Genomic DNA, 26306 nt, shown 5'->3' on the forward strand with positions numbered 1-26306 from the left:
TAGTTGACGAGACTTTAGCGGCGTTGCGCTTTGGGTGTCAACGTTGAGGTTTTTTTAGGTTTACAGTGGTGGTGGAAACATTCGTCAAAATACGGCGCGCTCATTTATACTCTGCGCCCCTTTTCACTCTTAGTTCCCCTACTTTTTGGAGCGCGGATGTCTGCTTTTGAAAGCTCTGTTGATGAGAGTGCTTTGAACGATCACTCTATTGATCATGACACCGTAAATCATGATTCAGCTGCTGAGCATCCGCGCCCGCCCAGGCGTGAATTTAAAGCGCGCGGCAGTTTTGTCACGCGCTGTGAAGGGTGCAATTTACCGACGCTTAATTGTTTGTGCCCCTATCAAGTGAAGGCGGAAAGCGTTGCTCAGGTATGGCTGTTAACGCATTCGATTGAGCACTACAAACCGACGAATACCGGTCGCTTGATTGGTGATGTGCTTAGCGAGACGCGAATCTTTACCTGGTACCGTACGGCGCCGGATGCACAGTTGGCAGCGCTGTTGAAAGATCCTCGCTACGCCCCCTTTGTGGTTTTCCCCGATGACCAGCCCGACTACGCGGATCGGTTGGTGGGTATCGAAGCGGTGCATGCGGCGAAAGCGCAGACGCGCATTCCGGTATTTATCATTCTGGATGGCACCTGGCGTCAGGCGCGGCGCATGTTCCGTAAAAGCGCCTATCTGGATGCATTGCCTGTGCTGCCATTGAGAACCGAGCGGGAGACGCGTTATCGGCTGCGCAAACCGGCGTCAAAATCGCACCTCTGTACTGCGGAAGTGGCGATTGAGCTGCTGCGTCAGGGCGGAGATACGGTCGCTGCGGATGTGTTGGATGATTACTTTGAGGTGTTTAACGATAGCTATGCGGCGAGCCGACTGCATCACAAAATCGACTCACCGACCGCGGCGATGCGGCGCCTGTTAGCCAAACAAGAAGCAGCGCCCATAGAGGAATGAGCGCTGTGAGGGCGTTTTACGCGCTGCCAAACAGGGCGCCGGCGATTCTGAACCCGGCTACCCAGGTGCCCACCGCAGAGCCTAGTGTGGCGAGAATAAACACCAGCAGGGTGCGCGACACGCGGTTTTGCCACCAGCCTTTTAATTGCGTCACATCGTGGCGCAGCGATGAGAAATCGCGCACTTTGGGCTTGCGCATATACAGCTCAACCCCGGCAGCCACAAAGCCCGCGCCGATGGTGGGGTTCAGCGAGGTGAGCGGGGCGGCAAAGAAAGTGGCAATCACGGTAACGGGGTGTGCCAGGGCGATAATCGTTGCACCACCAGAGAGAATGCCATTAATCAAGAACCACTCAAGCACCAACTGCCAGCCAAGGCCGGTATTGCGCGAAAAGCCAATCGCAAAGCCGGTGAGCACTAACGCGGTAATCAGCCAGGGCAGCGCTTTCCAAATTTTGGACGGCGGGGGGGTGGCTTCCAATGATTCGCGCTCTACTTTCGGGTCGGCGGGCAGCGGTGCTTCCAAATGTTCGCCGGTGCCTTTTAAGTGGCCTGCACCAATCACCACCAGCACGTGCTGGTAGCGCCCTGGCGGCGCCTCTTCGGCTAACCGTAGCGCCATGTAGCGGTCGCGCTCGCGAATCAGCGGCGTATAAAGCGCTTCGGATTCGGCGGCAAACTCGCTGAAGGTCGCTTCCAGCATATCGCCCTCTTTGAGTTTTTCGATGTCCTCTTTAGAGACATCCTGACGCGAGAGCACGCTGCCGATAAGCCCTGAAAATAGCGAAAAGCGCTGCCACCAGGGCACGTTGCGGTAGATGCGTTTCAGCGTCACGCCTACATCGCGGTCGACCAGCAGCAGTGGCAGCTTGAGACGACTGGCTTCTTCAACGGCAGCGCGCATTTCGGCCCCAGGCTGAATGCCGGATTGGTCAGCAATACGCTGTTGAAAAGCGCCAAGCGCTAAGCTCGCCGCGACCATGCCCGCTTTGCCTTCCCTGAATACTTGAAACAGGTCCTGCTCGCCCATGGCGTCTGGGTTTGACATGCTGTGGTGACGAGCATCGCAGAGTTCGATGGCCACCGCATCAAAGGCGCCACTATCTATCAGTTTGCGCACATCGTCGGCACTTTCTGCCGACACATGGGCCGTACCCAACAGTGTGTAGCGGGTTTCACCGATAGTGAACGTTGTTAACGGCCCACTGGTGGCCGGGAGTGCGGCCGGCATTTCCGCCTGCGGCCCAGTCTTTTGGTGAGGCGTGTCTTGATGGGACGTTTCTTCGTGGGACATTAATGGCTCTCAAGATCAATAAGGGGTCTGAAGTGCATGTCTGATATGCAGGACTTAGCGCCGCCAAAAAGCGGGGGTAAACAGCACTAGAACCGTAAAAATTTCCAGCCGCCCGAGCAGCATGGCGAGTACCAGAATCCATTTCGCTAGCATCGGCATCTCACCATAGTGGGTGCTTGCTTCCCCCAGCGCTGGGCCTAGGTTATTGAGCGCTGACCCCACAGTGGACCAAGCCGTTACCTGGTCAACCCCAGTCGCCATCACCCCGACCAACATTATAAAGAACAGCAACATGTAAACCGAAAAGAACCCCCATACCGCTTGGGCAATGCTGTCGGGCACGCTGACTTTGCCCACTTTGACCGCAATCACCGCATTGGGGTGGATCAGCCGCATAATCTCGCGCATGCCCTGTTTAAGGATCAAGATAATCCGAATGACCTTCATGCCGCCACCGGTAGAACCGGAGCAGCCACCGACGAACGCCGCGACAAACAGCAGAAAGGGTAGGGCGCCAGGCCACATGGAGAAGTCGGCGACACTATAACCCGCCGTGGTGGCGACCGAGACGACTTGGAAAACCCCATGGCGCAGCCCGCGCAGTGTGTCATAGGTATTGGTTAACCACAGCGATAATACGGTGATCACAGACAAGGCGAGCAGAAACAGCATCAAAAAACGTGCTTCGGGGTCATGAAAATAGTGCATCAGGCTCTTTTCACGCCAAGCGATGAAATGCAGGCTAAAACTGAACGCAGAAATAAGCATGAAGGCGATGCAGATCATTTCAATCGTGGCGCTATCAAAATAGCCGATACTGGCGTCATAGGTAGAAAACCCGCCGTTGGCGACGGTCGAAAAGCTATGACTTAACGCATCGAACCAGCTCATGCCTGCGAGCATATAGGCGATCATGCAGGCGAGGGTGAGCGTGGCGTAGATATACCACAGTGCCTTGGCGGTTTCGGTAATACGTGGGGTGAGCTTGGAGTCTTTCAGCGGCCCCGGTATTTCGGTGCGATAAAGGGCCATGCCACCAACCCCTAGAGTGGGCAAAATGGCGACGGCTAACACGACGATTCCCATGCCGCCCAGCCACTGGAGCTGCTGGCGGTAGTAGAGAATCGATTCGGGTAAAAAGTCGATGCCGGTAATCACGGTAGCGCCGGTAGTGGTTAAACCGGAGAACGATTCAAATACCGCATCGGTAATATTCAGCGAGCCTTCGCCGAATAGCATTAGCGGCAGCGAGCCAAATAGCGCCAGCACCGTCCAGAACATCGCGGCGATAATAAAGCCGTCGCGGATACGCAGCTCTTTTTGCGCGCGGCGGTTAGGCAGGTAAAGCAGCAGTCCGGTCACCACCGAAATTGCAATGCCGCTAATAAAGGCACTCCATACGCCGTCGCGAAACCAGAGTGAAATCAGCGTTGGAGGAAGCATGGTCAGGCTGAATAGCATCAGCAACAGCCCTAAAATGCGTAAAATAACCCGCAGACTCATGGTTGTCGCATGCTCCTGTTATTGGCTGCCAGCGGCAGTGGTTCGGGGGTTATCAAAAGAACGTGAGACCGACTTGGAACAAGCGCTCTACGTCTCGGATGCGGCGCTTGTCGATCACAAACAGAATCACGTGGTCGCCGCTCTCAACCATCACATCGCCGTGGGCAATGATGACCTCTTTACCGCGCACAATCGCGCCGATGGTGGTGCCCTCGGGCAGACCGATCTCGCGGATGGTGCGGCCGACCACTTTGGAGGACTGCTTGTCACCGTGGGCAATCGCTTCGATGGCCTCGGCGGCGCCCCGGCGCAGCGAATGCACATTAACGATATCGCCGCGGCGTACGTGGGTCAGCAGGCTGCCAATAGTCGCTTGCTGGGGCGAGATAGCGATATCGATTTCGCCACCCTGCACCAGGTCTACATAAGCGGCGTTGTTAATCAGCGTCAGCACCTTCTTGGCGCCTAAACGCTTGGCGAGCAGCGACGACATGATATTGACCTCGTCGTCGTTGGTCAGCGCGCAGAAGATATCGCACTCTTCGATATTCTCTTCTTCGAGCAGGCGCTTGCTGGTGGCGCTGCCGTGGAGTACCACGGTGCGATCCAACCGCTCTGAAAGCGTGGTACAGCGCTCCAGGTTGTGCTCGATGATCTTGACCTGGTGGCTATGCTCTAAATGCTCCGCCAGCCGTTCACCGATGTTGCCGCCCCCAGCAATGACGACGCGGCGGAAATCACGCTCGACCCGGCGCAGTTCGCTCATGACCGCGCGAATATCGCGGCGAGCGGCCAGGAAGAAAACCTCATCGTCGGCTTCGATGACCGTATCGCCGCGGGGAATAATCGGTCGGCTACGGCGATAGATGGCGGCCACGCGGGTATCCACGTTGGGCATATGGCGGCGCAGAAAGGCTAAATCCTGTCCCACCAGCGGGCCACCGTAGAATGCCTTTACCGCCACCAGCTGCACCAGGCCACCGGCAAACTCCAATACCTGTAACGCACCGGGGTGTTCGATCAGGCGGCGCACGTGGTCGGTGACTACTTGCTCGGGGCTGATCAGTACGTCGATGGGAATCGCTTCGTGGGCAAAAAGGCCTTTACGGGTTAAATACGCCGTAGCACGCACCCGGGCGATCTTGGTCGGAGTGCGAAACAGCGTATGGGCGACCTGGCAGGCGATCATATTGATCTCGTCGCTGTTGGTGACGGCGATCAGCATATCGGCGTCTTCGCAGCCTGCCTGGCGCAGCACAATAGGGTAAGAGCCCGCGCCGGTCACGGTGCGGATATCGAGTTTGGTGTGTAGGTCGCGCAGTTTTTTGGCGTCGGTATCAACGACAGTGATGTCGTTCTCCTCGCGAGCGAGGTGTTCTGCCAGGGTGCCGCCGACTTGGCCGGCGCCGAGAATGATGATTTTCATTGCTGAGCATCGGTTCCATTAAAAGCGCCAGCGCGATGTCGCTAAGACCAGGAGGCAGTCTTAAGACCCAGTCCTGACGTTCAAGACGTAAACTTTCATTCAGGAGCGTTTATCATGCGCTGCAATAAAGACGGCGGCCAGTGTAAACCAGCCGCCGCTGAAAAGCAGGTGAGGATTATTCTAGCGTAAAGCCGACTTTGACCGTGACCTGCCAGTGAGCCACTTGGCCATCTTCAATGTGGCCACGGGTGTCGACCACTTCTAGCCAACGCATGTGCTTAATCGTTTCTGATGCTTTGGCCAATGCATTCTGTACCGCTTCTTCAATACCTTTCTCGGAAGATCCGGTCAGTTCTACATGCTTGTAGGTGTGATGACTCATAATGTCTCCTTCCTTGTCTGAAATTCACTGCCCTGGCATCAGTTAGCGCCTAGGCAGACCGCTTCTCTAGTCTGGCATAAAAAAAGCCATCGTGACTGCTCTGCACCGGAAACAATTGGCGCCCCGCTCCGCTGGGAATGCCCCAGGCAACGTCGTTAGGTGTAGTAACATGAGCGTCAGGCGTGCGGGCAAGAAACGCTTCGATCTGCTCACTGTTCTCTTCCGGCAGTACCGAGCAGGTGGCGTAGAGTAGGGTGCCGCCTTCGCGCAGCATTGGCCACAAATTATCCAACAACTGGCGCTGAAGCTTGGCCAGTGGGCGAATATCGTCTTTACGGCGCAGCTTTTTGATATCCGGGTGGCGTCGAATGACCCCAGTACCCGAGCAAGGGGCATCGAGCAGAATGGCATCAAACGGTGTGCCGTTCCACCAGTCGCGCTCGGTGGCATCGGCATGCTGAAGAACGGCCTCTACGCCTAGTCGGCTGAGGGTGTCTTCCACCCGTGCCAGGCGCTGATTATCGCTATCGATCGCGGTCAGGTTGATGTCGAACAGCTCGAGCAAATGGGCTGTTTTGCCGCCGGGGGCGCAACAAGCATCCAACACGTGGGCACCGGGGCGTGGCGCGAGCACCGGGCCTAGCAACACCGCCGATAGCTGAGCGGCCTCGTCCTGAACGCTGACGTGGCCTTCTTCAAAGCCAGGCAGCGACATCACATCGCAGGGCGTTTCCAGCGTGATGGCGTCCGGGGCGTGAGGGCACAGGTGACCACTTAGCCCTTGCTCGGTGAGCAGCGACAGGTAGGCTTCACGGTCGTTGTGGTGCTGGTTCACCCTTAAAGTCATCGGGCCAGCGTGGTTGTTGGCTTCAATAATCGCGCGCCACTGCTCCGGCCACGCCTGACGCAAGGCGTTAAGTAGCCACGGCGGATGCTCTAGCGCGACGCTCTCATCCCGGTCTACCTGGGCCTGAAGTGCCTCGGATTCGCGCTGCAGGCGACGCAGGCAGCCGTTGAGCACGCGGGTGGCCCACTCTTTGTTCAGTAAGCGCGCAGCGCCCGCGGTTTCGCCTACCGCCGCGTGGGCGGGGATGCGCATGTAGAGCAGTTGATAGATACCTATCAGCAGCAGCGCCTGAACATCGCTGTCGCGCTTCTTAAACGGTTGCTTAAGCAGCACGCCCGCTAACGCTTCAAGACGCGGTAAGCGACGGCAGGTGCCAAAACAGAGTTCTTTGAGCAGCCCGCGGTCGCGAGCGACCACGCTGTGCTCGTCCAACCCCGCCAGTGAGCCTTGGTCGCTGAGTACCGGGGCCAGCGCGCGGGCCGCAGCAGCGCGAACTTCTTGGCCACTGCCACCGCTTTGAGGGGAGCGCTTTTGGCTCATGGTGTTTCTCCTTCGCTGGCCTGAGCCGCAGAACTTTCAAAATGAGCACCAAGACGAGTGCCGGTGGCAAGGCGCGCGTGGCGTGCATTAAGTAGCTCTCGCACGGCCATGGCTTTACCGCCGGGTAGCTGCGCGCTGGTGATACACAATACTTCGCGTCCGTCGGTGCCGCAGGCAATGCGTAAATGATCGTCGCCATGCTCAAGCAGCGTGCCTGGGACGCTTGGTGGCTGCTCGCCTTCCTCTACGTTCGCCATTAGCAGGCGCAAACGATCATCCCCTAGTGCGCACCAAGCCACCGGCCAGGGGTTGAAAGCGCGAATTTTGCAGGCGAGTTGCTGCGCGGGCTGAGTGAAATCGAGCTCGGCTTCTGCTTTGCTGAGTTTGGCAGCGTAGGTCACGCCTTCATCCGGCTGAGGCGTGGCGTGAGCGGTGCCGGTGGCCAGGGCATCCAGCGTGTTGATCAACGCATTGGCGCCTTGAATCGCGAGGCGGTCGTGCAAATCGCCGCCGGTGGTGCGTGGCGTAATCGGTGTGCGTACTTCTGAAAGCATTGCGCCGGTATCCAGGCCGGCGTCCATCTGCATGATGGTCACGCCCGATACACTATCGCCCGCTTCGATTGCCCGCTGGATGGGGGCAGCGCCGCGCCAGCGGGGTAGTAGCGAGGCGTGCACGTTCACGCAGCCTAAGCGCGGTATATCCAACACGGCCTGGGGAAGCAGCAGCCCGTAGGCGACAACGACCATGATGTCCGCATTAAGCGCGGCCAGCTCGGCCTGGGTATCGGGCTCTTTTAGCGACTGGGGCTGATAAACGGGCAGACCGTGCTCCAGCGCCAGCTGTTTGACTGGACTGGGCGTGAGTTTGCGCCCGCGCCCAGCAGGGCGGTCGGGCTGGGTATACACCGCGACCACCTCATGCTGGCTTTCCAGCAGCGTTGCAAGACTAGAGGCGGCGAATTCAGGCGTGCCGGCAAAAACAACGCGCAATCGTGACATAAGTTGAGGGCTACCTGGCGTATCTGGAATGTAAGTAGGAAAAGAGATCGGTAGAAAAGGGCTTAGGCGTCCTGGATCTGCTTATGGCGTTTCTGCATTTTCTTGCGGATGCGGTCACGCTTGAGCGGCGACAGGTAGTCAACAAACAGCACGCCTTCAAGGTGGTCGTACTCATGCTGAATACAGTGCGCCAGCAGGCCTTCGGCCTCTAGTTCATAGGCATCGCCGTTGCGATCAAGCGCATTGAGCTGCACTTTGAGATAGCGGGGCACTTCAGCGTAGTAGTCAGGAATCGACAGGCAGCCTTCTGACAAAGGCTCTTTTTCATCGCCAATCGGGGTATAGCGCGGGTTGATGAGCACCAGCGGCTGGGAGTTATCGTCGCTGACATCCATGACGACCACACGCCGATGGACATCGATCTGCGTCGCGGCGAGACCGATACCACGGGCGTCATACATGGTCTCCAGCATATCGTCGACGAGTTTACGCACTTCATCATCGACGGTTTCCACCGCAGCAGCCTTGGTGCGCAGGCGCTCATCGGGGAATTCAAGAATAGGAAGTTTGGCCATGGCGTTACAATCACCGTTATGCTGAGTCTAAATTAAGTCAAGCTAGGCAGTGACGAGCGTCTTCTCACCTAGGTACTTTATGATGGGTCACTATATCATGCTGTCAACGTTTCTGGGCATGGGTGGCTAAGGCGAAGGGCGTGTTATCAATAATAGAACATTCATAATGACACACTCACAGGGGAGGGTAGGATGGCGGCGAAACGACACGCCTATGGCGGGGCTTTAAGTGGTTTGCTGCTAAGTGCAGTGATGCTGGTAAGTTTCGATGCTGCCGCTTGGGAGCGTCTGCGCAGCGATGCGCCTGAGCGCTATCAAGTGCTGTCAGGTGACACGCTTTGGGATATCGCCGGGCGTTTTCTGCACACCCCCTGGCAGTGGCCCCAGTTGTGGCAGCACAACCCCCAGATCGCTAACCCGCACTTGATCTACCCAGGTGATGTACTGGTGCTTAACGATTGCCAGGGTTCCCCCTGTTTAGCGCTAGAGCGTGGTCAAAATGTGGTGAAGCTTTCGCCGCAGGTGCGTACCTTGCCTCATCGTGAAGCGATTGCGCCGATTCCCATGGAGGTGGCGCGGGCTTTTTTACGCGAACATCGCGTCGTGGATGATGCTGCTGAGTTGCAGGAGCTGGCTTATGTGGTCGCCGGTAATGATCGCCGCTTGATCAGCGGTGCCGGTGATCGTATCTATGTGCGAGGGGAGGTGCCGCGCCATGGTGAGGTGGGTATCTACCGGCAATCGGAACCCTATCAGGCGATGGATGGCACACCGCTTGGACTGGAGCTGATCAATGTAGGCGTCGCCCGACATATCAGCAGTGAGGGCGATATTGTCCAGCTTGAAGTCATTAGCTCCCATCAGGAAGTGCGCGTTAACGATATTGTCTTGCCACTGGAAGAGCGCGAGCTAAGCAGTGAGTTTATGCCCCGCGCACCGTTAAACCCGGTTGAAGGGCATATTATTGCCGTACCCGGTGGCGTGCGTTTTATTGGCCGCTACCAAATTGTCGCGTTGGATCTGGGCACCCTGGATGGCTTGCAGGCGGGCCATGTGCTGCGGGTTAATCAGCAAGGGGAGTTAATCAATGACCCCCGGACCCAGGAACTGGTGCGACTACCTAGCACCGAGGCAGGCATTGTGATGGTGTTTAAACCCTATGATCACGTTAGCTACGCATTAGTGATGCAGGCATCCCGCGTATTGGAAGTAGGTGATCAAGTAGCGTCACCGGCTAACTAGCGGGCGGCAAACGTGTTGATTAAGGAGGTGGTATGGATGCTCAGGCATGGCTGGCGGTCAATGCATTACCCGGTATGGGCGCGCTGCGTATTGCACAATTAGTAGCTCGCCAGCCGCAGTGGCCAGAAGGGTGGTTGGCAGCATTACCTAGTCGTGCGGCCAGCGAGCTGCGCCTGTGGTTAGAACACCCGGCCCGTAGCCCACTGCAAAAGGTCGTTGATGAGACCCTGGCGTGGCAGCAAAGCGGCCCAAACCGGCACCTGCTGCATCGTGACCACCCCGCTTGGCCTGCACTACTGAATGAGTTGCCTGACCCACCCGTAGTGCTCTGGGCTCAGGGGGATCTTGGCGCGCTGGAAGGCCCCAAACTGGCCATGGTCGGCACCCGCCGCCCGACCGGCGAAGGTACCCACAACGCCCAAACCTTTGCCCGCGACCTGGTCCGACGCGGCTGGTGCGTGGTGAGTGGCATGGCGCTAGGGGTGGACGGCGTTGCCCAGCGTGCGGCCTTAGCCGCCGGTGGCAGCACTGTGGCGGTACTCGGCTGCGGTGTGGATGTGATCTATCCCGCCTCCCATCGTGACCTGCATGAACAGCTCAGTCGTCTGCCCGGTGGGCTGTTGTTGTCAGAGCACCCTCCTGGCACTGTGGCCCGCCCAGCGTTTTTTCCGCGCCGCAATAGAATTGTTACCGGTCTCTCGCTCGGCACACTAGTGGTCGAAGCTACCGAAAAAAGCGGTTCGTTGGTCAGCGCACGGCTCACCTTAGAGCAAAATCGCGAGCTGTTCGTGCTGCCCGGTTCGCTGCACAACGTGCAGGCCCGCGGTTGTTTGGCACTACTGCGTCAAGGGGCGGCTCATCTGGCCTGCAGTGTCGACGATATCATCGCCGATCTTGGCCACTGGGCGGAGGCGTTTATCCAGCCTGCGGCCGAAGACAAGCCATCGGAGCAAGCACCTCTTCCTGATAGCTTGTCCAATGAAAGCTTGCCTGCCGAAAGCTTGCCTGCCGAAAGCTTGTCAGACGATAGCTTGCCCGATTCCTTGTTAACGTCATTGTCGGCCACCCCAACGCCGATTGATCTCTTGGTGCACACCACCGGCGTGACGGTCAGCGACTGCCAGCAACGCCTGCTGATGCTTGAATTAGACGGCTGGGTAAGCCAGCAGGCGGGAGGCTGGGTGCGGTTGCCGAGGCCATGATAGGATAACCCCATTAAAGGCATGTTAGCCGTGAGGAGAGACCATGAGTTTGGCGACTGATCTAGCCCCAGCGATTAGCGCGCTGCGTGCCGGGGGAGTGATTGCCTGCCCCACTGAAGCAGTTTGGGGGCTTAGCTGTGATCCCGAAAACGACGAAGCCTTGGCGCACCTGATGCGCATGAAAGAGCGTGACCCGGCTAAAGGGGTCATTCTCGTTGCCGCCAGTATCGAGCAGTTCCAACCCTGGTTGAGTCAACTTCCTCTAGCGCTGCATGCACCTCTCGCGGCAAGCTGGCCGGGCCCGAACACCTGGCTGGTACCTGATAATGGCCGCAGCCATGGGCTGGTGCGCGGCGCCCACGAACGCGTGGCGCTGCGTGTCACCGACCACCCGCTGATGAAAGCCCTATGTGAAGCCTTCGGCGGCCCGTTGGTATCGACGTCGGCTAATCGTGCCGGGGAGCCGCCCGCCATGAGTGCCGCTGAAATCACTTCAATCTTTGGCGATGAAGTGGCTTGTGTGGTGAAAGGCGAGCTAGGCGGCAATGCCAAACCGAGCACGATTAGGGATTTAGCCACTGGCAAAATCATGCGCCCCTAAGCAGTACTTCATTTCGATTTACGCATCACTACTTACCCTTTATCCCTCAGGAGTTACCGTGGCACACGAGCACCTTGATGACGTTAAACGCTACCTTCTTGATCTGCAGGAAAGGCTCTGCGCTGGATTAGCCGAAGCCGACGGGGCTGCCCAGTTCCAAGAAGATAGTTGGGAGCGTGAAGAGGGGGGCGGTGGTCGCTCGCGTGTGATGACTAATGGCGGCGTATTTGAAAAGGGCGGCGTCAACTTTTCACATGTTTATGGCACTCAGCTGCCGCCATCGGCTACCGCCGCGCGCCCTGAGCTTACCGGGCGTAGCTTCCACGCGGTGGGTGTTTCCTGGGTGCTGCACCCTGAAAACCCCCATGTTCCTACCAGCCATGGCAACGTGCGCTTCTTTATTGCTGAGAAAGTAGGCGAGCCACCGGTGTGGTGGTTTGGCGGCGGTTTTGACTTAACGCCGTTTTATCCCGTGATGGAAGATGTCGTGCACTGGCACCGGGTGGCAAAAGCCGCCTGTGACCCCTTTGGCGATGACGTTTACGCCCGCTATAAATCCTGGTGCGACGAGTACTTTTATCTCAAGCATCGCGACGAAACCCGCGGCGTGGGCGGGCTGTTTTTCGATGATTTAAATGAAGGCGAGTTTGCCGACTGTTTTGCCATGCAGCGGGCGGTGGGCGACAGCTTCCTAGAGGCTTATTTGCCCATCGTGGAGCGTCGCAGGAACGATGCCTGGAGCGAGCGCGAGCGCGAGTTCCAGCTTTATCGCCGTGGCCGCTACGTGGAGTTCAACCTGGTGTGGGACCGCGGTACGCTGTTTGGCCTTCAGAGTGGCGGGCGCACGGAGTCCATTTTAATGTCGATGCCCCCCTTGGCGCGCTGGGAGTACGCTTTTGAGCCACAGCCCGGCAGCGCCGAAGCGCGCTTGCAAGACTTCTTACACCCCCGCGACTGGCTCGGTGAATCCGCTGCGGATGCAGGTAAAAGAAAAAGCGGAGAGCTCTCATGACCGATCGTTACTGCGTATTTGGCAACCCCATCAAGCACTCCAAGTCGCCGTTGATCCACGCTGAGTTTGCCCATCAAACCCAGCAAGCGCTTGAGTACACCGCTGAAGAAGCACCGTTGGATGGCTTTGCAGGCGCGTGGCGCGCCTTTATTGATGCGGGTGGTCGCGGCGCCAATGTCACCGTCCCGTTCAAAGAGGATGCTTTCGTGCTGTGCGATACGTTGAGCCACCGAGCACGGCGGGCGGGCGCGGTCAATACGCTGATTCTTGGCGGCAATGGCCGCACCTACGGCGATACCACCGACGGCATTGGCCTAGTGCGTGATTTGACCTATCACCGCGTTGCATTAGCAGGAAAACGTATCCTAGTGGTAGGTGCTGGTGGCGCCGTGCGTGGCATTCTGGAACCCTTGCTTGCCGAGCAGCCCAGCGAAGTCATCGTGGTTAATCGCACTGCCACCAAGGCCGCGCAACTGGCCAGCGATTTTGCTGATCTGGGAACTATTCATGGCGGTGGTTTTGACACCGTCAGTGGTGTCTTTGACGTGGTGATTAATGGCACCAGCGCCAGCCTCACGGGGGAGCTGCCAACGTTACCTGATACCTTGTTTGCCCCACACGCCTGGGCCTACGACATGATGTATGGGGCCGAGCCGACGGTATTTTTACAGTGGGCGGGGCCACGGGGCGCAAAACTGCTCGACGGATTGGGCATGTTGGTCGAACAGGCCGCCGAGTCGTTTTTCCTGTGGCGCAATGTGCGTCCAGAGACGGCATCGGTACGCGAAATGCTACGTCAGTCGCTGGAGTTTGACGCCTTTTAATGATGAAAGACGATAGAGAGGCGCTCAAAGGGACGCAATATATGCCTCCACATCTGCATGTAGATTGCCAACTAAAGCGACTTCTCTCATGAATAGCTGAGTGGCTGGCGATAAGCTAGCCCCTTTTCGGGTGACTAATTCGTAGGGTTCGCTACGCGATTGCAGTTGGATAGGCAGCCGAGACACCATGCCTGCATCAACAAAAGGTTTCGAGGCATCCACGGACATGAGTGCGACTGCTTCGCGGTCATGGCCAAGCATCGAGATGCTCGTGAAAGCGGATGCCGTTTCGATAGGGTAGAGCGGAAACGGAATCTTGGCCTCGTGAAACTCGCGTTCCAGCAGCAGCCGCATCGGCATGTTGGCGGGATACACGATCCACGAGGTATCAGATAAATCGGCGAGTGTCAGCGCTGAATGGCGAGTGAGCGGATTGTCAGGATGGCAAATGACCGCCAGCTCCTCCTCGTGGATGTCCAGACTGGTGTACAGATGCGGCCGTTGGTTCACTCGCGACCGGCAAATGGCGGCATCGAGTCGACCACGGTCAAGTAAGTTGAGCAGGCGCGCGCTGGTGTCTTCGACCACCTCTATGGAGATCGCCGGCTGCAGGCTGCGAACCCGCGACAACGCCGCCGAAATCAGTGGCACAGCCCCCATAATCAATCCTACCGCCAGTCGGCCACCACGGCCTTGCTGCATGCTTTCCAACTCTTCATGGAAGTGGGCCAGATCCGTGTTGATCAGACGTGCATAGCGCACCGCACAGAGCCCCATGTCCGTCGTTTCCAGTCCCTTATGCGTACGCTGAAACAGCTGTACGCCCAGCATGGCTTCGATTTCATTGAGTGCCTTGGTGGCCCCTGGCTGGGTTAGCGCCACGGACTCGGCCGCTTTTTGCACCGTGCCATGTTCATGCAAGGCAATCAGCAGGCGCAAGTGGCGCATGCGCAGGCGGGAGATGATCGACGTTAGTGTAGACATGAATTTTCGTTATGCCGCTATCAGAGGTTGTCATTATCCAGCGTTGGTTCACGTGAATATAGTCAATGCAGAAAGTCACTCTATTTCCGAATAATTAACAAAGACGAAAACACGCTATGGCACTCATCAACTACGTGACCCAAATACAGTTTGGCGACGGCAGCGTCGATCTACTGCAAGACGAATGCACCCGACTGGGTATCCATCGCCCGCTGATTGTAACAGATGAAGGGATTCAACAGGCGGGACTACTGGAGCGAATACAGCGTGTCCTGGATCACCCCGCTGCTGTCTTTACCCGTACGCCGCCCAACCCGAATGAGGGCGCGGTACGCGAGGCGGTGGCGTTTTATCAGTCCCAGCAGTGCGATGGTGTAATCGCGCTGGGCGGTGGCTCGCCCATTGACCTCGCCAAGGGCGTGGCGGTGAGCGTGGCGCACCCTGGTCCGCTGCGCCAGTTCGCCGTCATCGAAGGCGGCATGTCACGGATTACCTCAGCGACCGCCCCGGTGATTGCCATCCCGACAACGGCGGGTACCGGCAGCGAAGTTGGCCGTGGGGCCATCTTGATTCTCGACGATGGCCGCAAGGTAGGCGTGCTGTCGCCCCATGTCGTCCCCAAGCTGGCGATCTGTGATCCCGAGCTGACGCTTGGCTTGCCCGCCCGCATGACTGCTGCGACGGGCATCGATGCCATCGCGCACTGTATGGAAACCTTCATGGCGCCCTCGTTCAATCCTCCGGCAGATGGCATTGCCCTGGATGGCTTGCGGCGCGCCTGGGCGCATATCGAAACCGCGGTCAACGAGCCGGGCAACCGTGAGGCACGCACGAATATGATGAGTGCCTCCATGCAGGGCGCGCTGGCCTTTCAAAAAGGGCTTGGCTGCGTGCACAGCTTGAGTCACTCGCTGGGTGGGCTCAATCCGTCGCTGCACCACGGCACCCTAAACGCCATTCTGCTGCCCGCGGTCATCCGCTTCAACGCCCAGGCCGACACGATGGTCAAGGACGACAAACTGGCGCGGATGGCCCAAGCGATGAACCTGCCGGCGGGCCAGGATGTGGCAGACGCCATGCAGGCAATGACGAAACGCCTGAATCTTCCCACGGGCTTAGGCGAGCTCGGTATTACCTCGGCCATGTTCGACGACATCATCAAGGGGGCGCTGGCGGATCACAGCCACAAGACCAACCCTATCGATGCCAGCGCCGACGACTACCGCCAACTTCTCGAATGTTCGCTGTAAGTCCTGGCGAGCGTTTCCTCTGAACCATCGGGAGAGCAAAGTATGAGTACCACGTTGACCGGCCAGCAGTTCATCGGCGGCGAGCGCAGCGGCCAGGGCCAGGCGTCGCTGCCCAGCGTCGCCGCCGCGGATGGCAGTCACCATGATCTGGCCTACTTTCAGGCGACGGTGGAAGAGGTCGAGCAGGCGGTAGCGGCCGCCTCTGCGGCTTACCCGCCCTTTCGTCAGCTCGCGCCAGAAGCGCGTGCACAGTTTCTGGAGGCGATTGCCGACGAGCTCGACGCACTGGGCGATGACTTTATCAATGACGTCGTGCGTGAGACGGCGCTACCCGCCGCCCGCATCAATGGTGAGCGGGGGCGTACCAGCGGGCAGTTACGGCTGTTTGCCGAGGTGCTGCGCCGAGGTGACTTTTTAGGGGCACGCATAGATCTGGCCCTGCCCGAGCGCTCCCCTCTGCCGCGCCCTGATCTACGCCAGGTCAAGATGGGCCTTGGGCCGGTGGCGGTCTTCGGGGCCAGCAACTTTCCGCTGGCGTTTTCCGTGGCGGGGGGCGATACCGCCTCGGCGCTGGCCGCTGGCTGCCCGGTCGTGGTCAAAGCCCACTCCAGCCACGTGATGACCGCCGAATGGGTCGCACAGGCCATCGAGCGAGCGGCGCGCAGCACCGCCATGCCTGCGGGCGTGTTCAACATGATCTATGGCAGTGGGGTAGGTAAAGACCTGGTACAGGCGCCGGGAATCAAAGCGGTGGGCTTTACCGGCTCGCTGTCGGGCGGGCGGGCGCTTTGCGATCTGGCAGCCAAACGCCCGGAGCCTATTCCGGTATTTGCCGAGATGTCGAGCATCAACCCCGTTTGGCTGATGCCAGCGGCGCTGCGAGTGAGAGGCGAGCGCATCGCTACCGATCTAGCGGCGTCGGTCACCCTGGGGTGCGGCCAGTTCTGCACCAACCCGGGGCTGGTGTTGGCGGTGGACTCCCCGGAAACGGAGCAGTTCATTACCGCGTTGGGCGATGCCCTGGCGAGTGCCGATGAACAGGTGATGCTCAACCGCCAGACCCTGGAGCACTACCAACAAGGCGTTGCGCGGCTCGCTGAACTGCCCGAGGTCACCCAGCTAACCGGGGGCAGCGCTGAACCGGGCAAAGCGCGAGCGCACCTGTTCCGCGCGACGCCCGACTGTCTCTTCAGGTCGGATCGCCCGCTGGAGGACGAGGTCTTTGGGCCGACCACCATCGTCGTGACGGTGCCGGATAGCGAGACACTGGCGCGCTATTTCGACGTTATGCAGGGGCAGTTGACCGTCACCCTGCACGCCGAACCGGAAGACCTCTCCGCCCACGCGGAGATGATGACGCAGTTGGAGCATCGCGCCGGGCGGCTGCTGCTCAATAGCTACCCCACGGGCGTGGAAGTGTGCGATGCGATGGTTCACGGCGGGCCGTATCCAGCGACCTCCGATGCCCGCGGAACCTCGGTCGGCACGCTGGCGATCGACCGCTATCTTCGCCCTGTATGCTTTCAGAACTACCCCGATGCCTTCCTACCGAGGGCCCTCCAAAACGCTAACCCGTTAGGGCTGATGCGCTTGGTCAACGGGCAACTCAACCGGGACGCACTCGGCTAGCACGCCGGTTCACGCGCAACACATCACCACAATAAAACAACACAGGTCTCATAAAAATGATGTTCAAAACGCCGACTCTAAAACGTATCACGCTGAGTGCCTTGATTTTACCGTTGAGCTTATCGGCTCTACAGGCGCATGCCGACTATCCTGAACGTCCGATTCAGATGATCGTCCCCTGGGCTGCCGGGGGAGGCACTGACTCGATTGCTCGAACGATTGCGGTGGCACTCGAGCAGGAGCTCGGGCAGCCGGTCAATGTGGTCAACCGTGCCGGTGGCGGCAGCGTCGTCGGTCATACCGTCCTGGCCAATGCGGCCCCGGATGGCTACACCATCGGCATGATGACCGGTGAGATCAGCATGATGCACTGGCAGGGCCTGACAGCGCTCGATTATGAAGACTTTACCCCCATCGCCCAGGTCAATTATGACTATGCGGGGGTTCAGGTCAGCGCGGACTCGCCCTACGATAACCTGGGGGAATTGATCGACGCTATTCGCTCCCAGCCAGAAGGCACCTTCAAAGCCTCTGGCGTTGGTCAAGGCGGTATCTGGCACGTGGCGTTTGGGGGAATGCTGGTCGACCAGGATATCGATCCGCGCTCCGTGCGCTGGATTCCCAGTGAAGGGGCCGCGCCTGCGATGGTCGATCTGGTGGCTGGTGGTATCGATATCGCGCCTACGTCGGTACCCGAAGCACGCGCCATGATCGATGCCGGGCGTGTCAAATCACTCGCCATCATGGCCCCTGAGCGTAATCCCGTTTTCCCAGACGTTCCCACGCTGAAAGAGGAGATCGATTCCAATTACACCCTTGGCGAGTGGCGCGGCATTGGCGGGCCTGCGGGCATGGACGAGGAGGTCGTTGCGACGCTGGAAGCCGCCCTGCAAAAGGCCTTTGTTAGCGATATCTATCAAGACTTTATGAGGCAGCAGGGGTTCGGCGCGGTATGGCGCAATTCAGCCGACTTCACGGACTTCATGCAAGAGACCGATGCCTTGATGGGCAATGTCGTCGATAACCTTGGACTCAAACGCTAGGGTATCGTCGCCATGCTCAATCGCTCTTCGCAAACGTTCGGTGAGTGTTGCGCAGGGGGAGTGGTAGCGGCGTTGGGCCTCCTCATTGTCATGGAGGCTCAAGGCTTTCCCACCTTGCCCGGCCAGCGCTACGGCGCCGCGCTGTTCCCGCTCATCATCGGCTTTGCCATGATCGTGGGTGGCATTTGGCTGGCGTTGACCAACCTACGCCCTGTCATGCAGCGCTTCACCACTCCGCGCCCAGTGAAGCTCAAAGCGGCAGCTTTAAGCTTCCACCGCCTGTTCTTACCCGTCTGGCTGGTCATTGGCTATCTGTTATTGGCCGACACGCTGGGAGCGCTTCTTACACTGGCGCTTCTAGTCGCTGTGCTCATGCTATTGAGCGGCGTACGGCCCTGGTTGGCGCTGGTGATGGCACTGCTGACGGCGGCAGCGATCTGGGGCGCTTTCGTTTACATGCTCAGGGTGCCTTTACCCCTGGGTACGGTCTTTAACGGGTAATCTTATGGACGCCATTCTCAGTGGTGCCGGGCTGGTCTTCAATCTGCAAACGCTGGTCGTGATTCTGGCAGCGGCGGCCTTTGGTATGTTCGTCGGGGCCATTCCCGGGCTAACGGCGACCATGGCCGTGGCGCTGCTGGTGCCGGTCACGTACTTCATGGAGCCCATCCCGGCCATCGCGGCGATGGTCACCACCGCTGCGGTGACTATCTTTGCCGGCGATATTCCCGGTGCTTATCTGCGCATTCCCGGCACGCCCTCTTCCGCAGCCTATGTGGATGAAGCCTATGCGTTCTCACAAAGAGGCAAGGCCAGTGAGTGCCTGGGTATCGCCCTGGTGTGTTCGGTCATAGGCGGTATCATCGGCACCCTGGTGTTGATCTTCGTGGCGCCCTATCTCGCTGAGTTCGCGCTCAATTTCAGTGCGTTCGAGTACTTCTGGTTAGCGCTGCTGGGCCTGAGCTGTGCGGTGTTCATATCACCGGGTTCGCACTTGAAAGCGGTGCTATCGCTCTGCATAGGACTCTCTCTGGCAACGGTGGGGCTGGATTCGACCACAGGGTCGCCGCGCTTTACGTTCGGCGTGACGGATCTGATGGGCGGGGTCAATTTCATCCCGGTGATGATCGGCCTCTTTGCGATTGCCGAAGTCATGAGGTTCACCTCCAAGCCTGCCGATGAGCTGGCGGTTACGGTAAAAGACACGGGGAGAGTGTTTGGTGAAGTAACGCCTGCGCTACGCCAACACTGGAAGTCCGTGCTGCGTGGTAGCGGCACAGGTAGCTTGATCGGCGTGCTGCCTGGCGCTGGCTCCGACATTGCGGCTTGGGTCTCCTATGCCGTCAGTCGTAAGTTTTCGCCCACGCCAGACAGGTTCGGATCGGGTCACGCAGAAGGTATCGTCGAAACCAGCTCGTCCAATAATGCGGCGGTCAGTGGCTCCTGGGTTCCGGCGCTAGTATTCGGTATTCCCGGCGATACGATCACCGCTGTCGTGATTGGGGTGTTGTACATGAAGGGCATGAACCCCGGGCCGGCCATCTTCATGGAGGGTGGCAGTATGGTATATGCACTGTTCATGGTATTTATCATCGCTAATTTAGTGATGCTACCCGTGGGCTATATCGCTATTCGCATGGGCAAGGGATTCGTCGCCACCCCCACTCGAATCGTCATGCCGATCGTGCTGGCCTTTTGCATCGTCGGCGCTTACTCCATCAACAACTCGACGGTCGATGTCATGCTCATGCTGATGGCCGGGGTCGCGGCCTATGGGTTGGGGCGAGCAGGTTTTCCGGCAGCGCCCATCATTCTTGGCCTAGTACTGGGGGGCTTGCTGGAGAAGAGCTTCATGAGCGCGATGATACGAAGCGATGGTGATTTGCTCGCCTTCTTCTCCAGGCCTATCAGTGCCAGCCTGGGCGCGCTGGTGATCCTGATCTGGTTGTTGCCGTTATTGATACGTGTGGTGCGACGTGTAGCGGCTTAAAAACAGCAAGTCAATGCGTAAAGGGCTCTTTCGAGGAGGTGTCAAGGCAGAAAAGTCATAAAAACAAGTTTCAAACCGCCAGTAAACAAGTGTCTCAATGATGTTCGATGTCACGATCATCAATTCTAATAATTAAGGAGTTAGAGATATGAACCACTTCCAATACGCTAAACTGGGTGCGCTGACAAGCGCCTTGGCGCTTTCGATGAGCTGGGGGGTATCAACGGCATTGGGTCAGACCGTTTTGACCGTTACCCACTCTTCTCCCGCCGACAGCCATTTTGGCGAGGCGGCCATCGCGTTCAAGCAGAGTCTCGAAGCGCAAACCGATGGCGCTATCGACGTCGTCATTCAGCGTTTGGACAATGAGCGCGAGGCGCTGGAGAGCGTCCAGTTCGGAACGCAAGAGTGCGCCATCGTATCGGCGGGCCCGCTAGGCAACTTCGTGCCCGAAACCCGTGTGCTGGACGTACCCTTTCTGTTCGATGGTTACGAGCATGCGCGCGGAGTGCTGGACGGTGAGACCGGCCAGGAACTGCTGGCGCTGTTTCCCCGCTATGGTCTCGAAGGGGTGGCCTGGATGGAGAATGGCTTTCGCAACCTGACCACGGGTTCCAAAAGCATCGCGTCGCCGGACGATCTGGTGGGGATGAAGATCCGCACCATGGAGAACCCTATCCATATCGCGGCTTGGCAGGCGGCCGGTGTGTTGCCTACCCCGATGGCGTTCTCTGAGCTTCCGCCCGCCCTGCAGCAGGGCACGGTGGATGGCCAGGAGAATCCGATTCCGGTCATTCTGGCAAACAACCTCGATATGATGCAGCAGCATCTCTATCTGACGCGCCATGTTTACTCCCCCGGCATTTTTGCCTGTAACCCCGATTTCGTTGCGGGGCTGGACGAGCAGCAACAAGCTGCCCTCAAAACGTCCGGAGCGTTTGCGGCGGCCGCGAACCGTAAACGGGTGGAAAAGGATGAGCTAGTCGGCATCGAGACGCTACGTGACCGCGGTATCGATATCGTGGAGATCGATGACATCCAGGCGTATCGCGATGCCATGGCCAGTGCCTACGCCGATTTCGAAGCCGAGTTCGGCGCCGAGAGACTGCAAGCCATCCGAGACTGGAGCGCCGAATGAGCAGAGGCATCGCCACGATCCAGCGCATCGATCGAGGCATTGCAATGGGGGTGGCGTTAGCCGCCTCCTGCGCCTTGGCGATTGCGGTAGGCGCCAGCTTCTGGCAGGTGCTGGGCCGATTCGTCTTCCAAGCCCCGTCGGTCTGGTCGGAAGCGCTGACCCGTCTGGCGCTGGTCTGGATGGTACTGCTGGGATGTTCGGTGGCGCTGCGGCGGGGGGCATTCGTAGCCATCGATTTAGCCAAGGTGCTGACCTCGGGCCGAGTGCGACGGTCGATCGAGCTGGTCACGCTGCTGTCCTGCCTGACGCTGTTTGCAACGCTGTTCTGGTTTGGCTGGGAGGTGGCGTCCCGCGTGCGTTTTCAGCAGATGGCGGGATTGAATATCTCGATGAGCTGGGGATACGCCGCCCTCCCGGTGGGGGCGGTGTTCGCCATGCTGGGCAGCATTGTTCACTTTATCCAGGCAGGTAAAGGAGAGCCGTCATGACCAGTGCGCTGATCACCTCCATGCTGATCCTGTTTGCGATATCGGTGCCTGTCGCCATTGCCATCGGTTTGGCCTCGATGGTTGGCTTGGTGGGCTTTACCAGCCTGCCGCTGCTCGTGGTGCCGCAGCAGATATTTATCGCGCTGGATAAATTCCCGCTGGCCGCCATTCCGTTCTTTATTCTTGCCGGCAACTTGATGGAAGTCGGCGGGCTGTCGCGCAGGCTGGTCGAGTTTGCGCGCGCCTTTACCGGCCAACTGCAGGGGGGGCTGGCCATCACCTGTGTGCTGACCTGCATGATGTTCTCGGCCATTTCAGGGTCGAGTGTCGCCACCACCTTTGCCGTGGGGGCGATACTCATCCCCGCCATGCGCGATTACGGCTATCCCATTGGCTTCGCTGCCGCCCTCATGGCCGTATCGGCGGAGCTTGGCGTGATTCTCCCACCTTCGATCCCCATGATTCTGTACGGTGTCGCCACACAGACCTCCATTCCGGATCTGTTCCTCGCGGGGGTGCTACCCGGCGTGTTGATTGCCGGTAGCCTGATGGCCACCATCTTTATCTGGTGTCGGATCAAGGGGTGGGGCAAGCGCGATGGCGACGGCAGGCTCTCTCGCCTCGACGCGACCCGGCGAGCGGTCTGGTCGCTGGTGATGCCCGTGCTGATCATGGGCGGCATTTATGGCGGTGTGACCACTCCCACCGAGGCCAGTGTCATTGCCGTGGTCTATGCGCTGGTGGTTGGGCTTTTCCTGCACCGTGAAATGAGCCTCAAAGACCTTGCGCTGGCGTTTCGTAAATCGGTGGTCACCTCCGCGGTGATCATGTTCATTATCGGTGCGGCCAGTTTGATGGGTTACTTGCTGAACCGTCAGGGGGTGCCCGATGCAGCGGCGCTCTGGTTGACCAGCACCTTCGATGGCCCAACCTCCTTGATGCTAGCCATCAACTTTATGCTGTTCGTGGTGGGTATGTTTATTGAGACAGGCGCCAGTATTGTGGTGCTCGCACCGATCCTTCAGGACGCGGCACTGCGCGTGGGCATCGAGCCGGTGCACTTTGGCACCGTCATGGTGGTGAACCTTGCGCTGGGAATGATTACCCCTCCGCTGGGCGTCAACCTGTTTGCTGCGGCGCAAATTGCAGGCTGCTCGATAACAGCCATGTTAAGGCCTTTGCTGGTGTTTCTAGCCGTCATCATCGTCTGTCTGATGATCATTACCTTTGTTCCTCAGCTCTCGCTGTTCCTGCCGGGCACGATGGCGCGTTAACACACCAGTCAAAGCGTGCGGAGGGCGCTCTCCCGACATAGGGGTAGCAGCGCCTTCTGCTCACCATGAACATTGATGGGTATTTATAGATGGTCAGTTCGCTGATTGCTCAGCTCCAAAGCGTCACGGGCAAGCGCTATGTACATGTCGGCACCCGCGCCACCCACCGCTTTCGTAAAGGCTACCGTTACGGCGACGGCGAGGTGATGGCCGCGGTCGAGCCAGGTACGCTTTGGGAGCAGTGGCAGGTATTACAAGCCTGTGTGGACGCCGATATTGCGATCATCATGCAGGCCGCCAATACCGGGCTGACCGGCGGCTCTACCCCTTTCGGAACGGGCTATGACCGGCCCATCGTGATCGTCAATACCTTGCGCATCGATCGGGTCGATTTAATCGACGAGGGGCGTCAGGCTATTTGCCTTCCCGGGGCCACGCTGGATCGGCTGGAGCGTGCGCTGCGACCCATGGGCCGTGAACCCCACTCGGTGATTGGGTCGAGCTGCATTGGCGCCTCGGTGACCGGCGGTATTTGCAACAACTCGGGCGGCTCGCTGGTACAGCGTGGGCCAGCGTATACGCAGCTATCTCTCTTCGCTCAGGTGACCTCGGAGCGCAAGCTGGTGCTGGTGAATCACCTGGGGATTGAGCTGGGTAACTCGCCGGAAGAGGTACTGACCCGCTTGGATAGAGGCCACTACTCACCAAGCGATATCCAGATGAGCGAGACCGCCTGGGCATCCGATCGAGAGTACAAAACGCATGTGCGCGATATCTCGGCTTCGACGCCAGCGCGCTTCAACGCCGACCCACGCCGCCATTATGAAGTATCCGGCTCTGCGGGGAAGCTGGCCGTGTTTGCGGTACGAATGGACACGTTTCCCGCTGCGTCCAACGAGCGCGTCTTCTATATTGGCAGCAACGATCCCGCCCAGTTGCAGCAGATCAGAAGAGACCTGCTCGGCCAGTGCCAGCACCTGCCCATCGCGGGCGAATATATGCATAAAGATGCCTTTGATATGGCGCACGTCTACGGCAAGGATCTTTTCCTGTTCATCCGCCGGTTCGGCACCCTGAACGTACCGAAAGCCTTTGCCGCGAAAAGCTGGTTCGATGGTGTCACCGAGTCGCTGCGCCTGGGCCGCCATCTGTCTGACCGGCTGCTTCAGGCTGCGTCCCGGCTGTTCCCCGAACATCTGCCACGACGCTTGCTCGATTACCGTGACCGCTACACACACCATCTGATGCTGCGCACAGGGGGAGAGTGTATCGAGGAAATGCGCGCCTATCTGGCGGAGCGTTTCCCAGCCGAGCACGGTGACTTCTTCGAGTGCACCGATGAGGAGGGCAGTGCCGCGTTTCTCAATCGCTTTGCCTCAGGGGGGGCCGTGGTGCGCTTCCGAGCCGTTCACACCCGTACGGTCGAGGACATTGTGGCCCTCGACGTGGCATTGCCGCGGGATGCGCTCGACTGGTTCGAGACCTTGCCGCCTGAGATCGAGGCGCGGATCGAGCGCAAGTTCTATGTCGGCCACTTTCTCTGTCATGTACTGCATCAGGAGTATCTGGTGAAAAAAGGCGTGGATTGTCACACCTTGGAGCAGGAAATTTGCGCGCTGCTCGATGCCCGGGGAGCCGAATATCCAGCCGAGCACAATGTGGGGCACCTGTATCATGCCAAGCCAGCGCTACGTGATTTCTATCAGAAACTTGACCCCACTAACCAGTTCAACCCCGGTATCGGTAAAACATCAAAACAGCGTGATTGGCGGTAAAGCGAGCCTGCAAAAGAGCATCGTGGGGATGGCTCTGTGTCTTAGGAGCTAACATACCCTGCTACAGACCTAAGTCCTGAACATGCCACTCTATCCGTTAGGCCTACGCCTAATGCGCCTCGTCAAGTGGCGGAGGTTTTGTCGTTTCGTTATTGGCATGAAACTCGTATAGCTCGACTAAAAAAGCGGGGGCGGATACAGTATCCGCCCCCGTTGTTTAGTGACACTGCTAAATACGCTTCACTTAGCGCGCTTAACGTACAACCCCACCGTGCACATCGCCAGCCCCACTACTGAAAGCAGCATGCCGCCATTGACTAACAGCGGCGAGCGCTGAAGCCAGGAGACAAACGGCTGTGGCGTGTCGCGACAGACCCTCTCGAGATAGTCCCAATGGCCGCCATCAAGCTGGCACGCTCGCACGTCGTTGAGCTCCCAAAAGTAGACGCCCATCAGCACAAACAGCGGCAGTACCAGCAGCAGTAAACCCAGCTTAATCATTTAAACCTCAAGCGTCGTTAAGGACGTGGGCAGTTGGGAGTGCGACCACTGCTGCGCGCCTGTTCATAGCGGGCCAGGGCACGATCCATGTTGGCTTGCAGGCCTTCAATGCGTTGGCCTTGGCCTGGGTGGGTCGACATCCACTCGGGCGGCGCACCGCCGCCTGTGGCTGCCTGCATATTTTCCCACAGGGTGACGCTCTCACTTGGGTTGAAGCCGGCCTGTGCCATTAGGTCCAGACCAATGACATCGGCCTCGCTTTCATGCGCCCGCGAGAACGGCAGCACAATGCCATACTGCGCGCCCATACCGAGCAAGCCCATGAGCTGCTGGCCACCAGCGGACTGCATGCTAGAAGTGCTGGAAATCACTGACAGGCCCAATGAGGTAGCGCTCTCGGTAGAAGCGCGTTCATTCGCGTGGTTCGCCAGCACGTGACCAATCTCATGGCCGATGACGGAAGCCAGCTGATCCTGTGTGGTCGCGATATCCAGCATGCCAGTGTTGACGCCCATATAGCCGCCGGGTAAGGCGAAGGCATTGGGCTGTTCCGATTCAAATGCACGAATCTGCCAATCTAGCTGCTGCTGCTCGGCGGGCAATTCCGCGACGATGGCATCGGCAATGCACTGTACATAGCGCTGGCTAGCCTGGTTGGCAGTAGGAAGCTCCTGCTGATATTGAGAAAATGCCTGCCGTCCCATCTCATTAAGCTCACCATCAGAAAGCAGCAATAGCTGCGAACGTCCGGTGGGAGACGTGGTACAAGCGGCGATAGAAGCGCATAGCGCGGTAACGGCGATAGGGCGAAGCCAGCGCATGAGA

Annotated in this window: 25 protein-coding genes; 15 read left to right on the top strand and 10 right to left on the bottom strand. The window is 58.7% G+C overall.

From position 1 onward, the window contains the following. Positions 1-156: 156 nt before the first annotated feature. Positions 157-960 carry a tRNA-uridine aminocarboxypropyltransferase gene (locus HUO07_RS04810; RefSeq protein ID WP_217908776.1) on the top strand — a complete coding sequence of 268 codons (804 nt, stop codon included), beginning with the start codon at positions 157-159 and terminating at the stop codon, positions 958-960. A 16-nt stretch (positions 961-976) separates the two neighbouring features. Here HUO07_RS04810 and HUO07_RS04815 read toward each other — a convergent pair whose 3' ends face one another. The 7 genes from HUO07_RS04815 to def form a co-directional block, all read right to left on the bottom strand. Continuing rightward, a complete protein-coding gene (locus tag HUO07_RS04815) occupies positions 977-2254 on the bottom strand; it encodes a TraB/GumN family protein (RefSeq protein WP_422822681.1) in 1278 nt (425 codons plus the stop codon). A 54-nt stretch (positions 2255-2308) separates the two neighbouring features. Further along, positions 2309-3757 (bottom strand): TrkH family potassium uptake protein, encoded by a 1449-nt coding sequence (locus HUO07_RS04820; RefSeq protein ID WP_176302612.1) that lies wholly within the window; start codon positions 3755-3757, stop codon positions 2309-2311. Between the two features lie 52 nt (positions 3758-3809). Then, positions 3810-5183, bottom strand: a complete 1374-nt coding sequence (trkA, locus tag HUO07_RS04825) for a Trk system potassium transporter TrkA (RefSeq protein WP_008959784.1) — start codon at positions 5181-5183, stop codon at positions 3810-3812. A gap of 175 nt (positions 5184-5358) precedes the next feature. Beyond that, the gene (locus tag HUO07_RS04830; protein ID WP_008959783.1) at positions 5359-5565 is read right to left on the bottom strand and encodes a dodecin; all 207 of its coding nucleotides are present in this window, start codon (positions 5563-5565) and stop codon (positions 5359-5361) included. 49 nt (positions 5566-5614) lie between these two features. Then, positions 5615-6952, bottom strand: a complete 1338-nt coding sequence (gene rsmB, locus HUO07_RS04835) for a 16S rRNA (cytosine(967)-C(5))-methyltransferase RsmB (protein WP_176302613.1) — start codon at positions 6950-6952, stop codon at positions 5615-5617. After that, positions 6949-7953, bottom strand: coding sequence for a methionyl-tRNA formyltransferase (gene fmt / locus HUO07_RS04840; RefSeq protein WP_176302614.1), 1005 nt, complete (start codon positions 7951-7953; stop codon positions 6949-6951). Before fmt ends, rsmB begins: the two co-directional genes overlap by 4 nt. A 62-nt stretch (positions 7954-8015) precedes the next feature. Continuing rightward, positions 8016-8528: a peptide deformylase gene (def, locus tag HUO07_RS04845; protein WP_176302615.1), complete on the bottom strand. Its 513-nt coding sequence runs from the start codon at positions 8526-8528 to the stop codon at positions 8016-8018. Positions 8529-8720: 192 nt separating this feature from the next. Here def and HUO07_RS04850 point away from each other — a divergent pair, with 192 nt between their 5' ends. From HUO07_RS04850 to aroE, 5 genes are read left to right on the top strand one after another with little or no spacing between them, the layout of a single operon-like run. Further along, on the top strand, positions 8721-9770 hold the full coding sequence (locus tag HUO07_RS04850; RefSeq protein ID WP_176302616.1) for a LysM peptidoglycan-binding domain-containing protein: 1050 nt from the start codon (positions 8721-8723) through the stop codon (positions 9768-9770). A gap of 32 nt (positions 9771-9802) precedes the next feature. After that, entirely contained in the window at positions 9803-10972 is a 1170-nt protein-coding gene (gene dprA, locus HUO07_RS04855) for a DNA-processing protein DprA (protein ID WP_176302617.1), read from the top strand. Between the two features lie 43 nt (positions 10973-11015). Continuing rightward, positions 11016-11573 carry an L-threonylcarbamoyladenylate synthase type 1 TsaC gene (tsaC, locus tag HUO07_RS04860; RefSeq protein WP_176302618.1) on the top strand — a complete coding sequence of 186 codons (558 nt, stop codon included), beginning with the start codon at positions 11016-11018 and terminating at the stop codon, positions 11571-11573. Between the two features lie 58 nt (positions 11574-11631). Beyond that, entirely contained in the window at positions 11632-12585 is a 954-nt protein-coding gene (hemF, locus tag HUO07_RS04865) for an oxygen-dependent coproporphyrinogen oxidase (protein ID WP_176302619.1), read from the top strand. After that, entirely contained in the window at positions 12582-13409 is an 828-nt protein-coding gene (gene aroE, locus HUO07_RS04870; protein ID WP_176302620.1) for a shikimate dehydrogenase, read from the top strand. The genes hemF and aroE overlap by 4 nt, the downstream gene beginning before the upstream one ends. 24 nt (positions 13410-13433) lie before the next feature. Here aroE and HUO07_RS04875 read toward each other — a convergent pair whose 3' ends face one another. Then, positions 13434-14393: a LysR family transcriptional regulator gene (locus tag HUO07_RS04875; protein ID WP_176302621.1), complete on the bottom strand. Its 960-nt coding sequence runs from the start codon at positions 14391-14393 to the stop codon at positions 13434-13436. A gap of 116 nt (positions 14394-14509) precedes the next feature. Between HUO07_RS04875 and HUO07_RS04880 the strand changes: the two genes are divergently transcribed. From HUO07_RS04880 to dld, 9 genes are all read left to right on the top strand, one after another. Further along, positions 14510-15643: an iron-containing alcohol dehydrogenase gene (locus HUO07_RS04880; protein WP_176302622.1), complete on the top strand. Its 1134-nt coding sequence runs from the start codon at positions 14510-14512 to the stop codon at positions 15641-15643. A gap of 42 nt (positions 15644-15685) precedes the next feature. Then, positions 15686-17272, top strand: a complete 1587-nt coding sequence (locus HUO07_RS04885) for an aldehyde dehydrogenase (NADP(+)) (RefSeq protein WP_176302623.1) — start codon at positions 15686-15688, stop codon at positions 17270-17272. Positions 17273-17328: 56 nt separating this feature from the next. Next, a complete protein-coding gene (locus HUO07_RS04890; RefSeq protein ID WP_340162488.1) occupies positions 17329-18315 on the top strand; it encodes a tripartite tricarboxylate transporter substrate binding protein in 987 nt (328 codons plus the stop codon). Positions 18316-18327: 12 nt separating this feature from the next. Beyond that, positions 18328-18816 (top strand): tripartite tricarboxylate transporter TctB family protein, encoded by a 489-nt coding sequence (locus tag HUO07_RS04895; RefSeq protein WP_176302624.1) that lies wholly within the window; start codon positions 18328-18330, stop codon positions 18814-18816. Between the two features lie 4 nt (positions 18817-18820). Continuing rightward, entirely contained in the window at positions 18821-20305 is a 1485-nt protein-coding gene (locus HUO07_RS04900) for a tripartite tricarboxylate transporter permease (RefSeq protein ID WP_176302625.1), read from the top strand. Between the two features lie 148 nt (positions 20306-20453). Then, positions 20454-21443, top strand: coding sequence for a TRAP transporter substrate-binding protein DctP (dctP, locus tag HUO07_RS04905; protein ID WP_176302626.1), 990 nt, complete (start codon positions 20454-20456; stop codon positions 21441-21443). Further along, entirely contained in the window at positions 21440-21931 is a 492-nt protein-coding gene (locus tag HUO07_RS04910) for a TRAP transporter small permease (RefSeq protein ID WP_176302627.1), read from the top strand. Before dctP ends, HUO07_RS04910 begins: the two co-directional genes overlap by 4 nt. Then, positions 21928-23205, top strand: coding sequence for a TRAP transporter large permease (locus HUO07_RS04915; RefSeq protein ID WP_176302628.1), 1278 nt, complete (start codon positions 21928-21930; stop codon positions 23203-23205). Before HUO07_RS04910 ends, HUO07_RS04915 begins: the two co-directional genes overlap by 4 nt. An 89-nt stretch (positions 23206-23294) precedes the next feature. Then, complete coding sequence (gene dld, locus HUO07_RS04920) at positions 23295-24980, top strand: D-lactate dehydrogenase (protein ID WP_176302629.1); 1686 nt, start codon at positions 23295-23297, stop codon at positions 24978-24980. A gap of 240 nt (positions 24981-25220) precedes the next feature. Here dld and HUO07_RS04925 read toward each other — a convergent pair whose 3' ends face one another. After that, complete coding sequence (locus HUO07_RS04925; protein ID WP_176302630.1) at positions 25221-25481, bottom strand: hypothetical protein; 261 nt, start codon at positions 25479-25481, stop codon at positions 25221-25223. Between the two features lie 17 nt (positions 25482-25498). After that, positions 25499-26302 carry a M48 family metallopeptidase gene (locus tag HUO07_RS04930; protein ID WP_176302631.1) on the bottom strand — a complete coding sequence of 268 codons (804 nt, stop codon included), beginning with the start codon at positions 26300-26302 and terminating at the stop codon, positions 25499-25501. Positions 26303-26306: the final 4 nt, after the last annotated feature.

Origin of the sequence: Vreelandella maris (assembly GCF_013371085.1) — a bacterium.
Lineage (GTDB): Bacteria > Pseudomonadota > Gammaproteobacteria > Pseudomonadales > Halomonadaceae > Vreelandella > Vreelandella maris.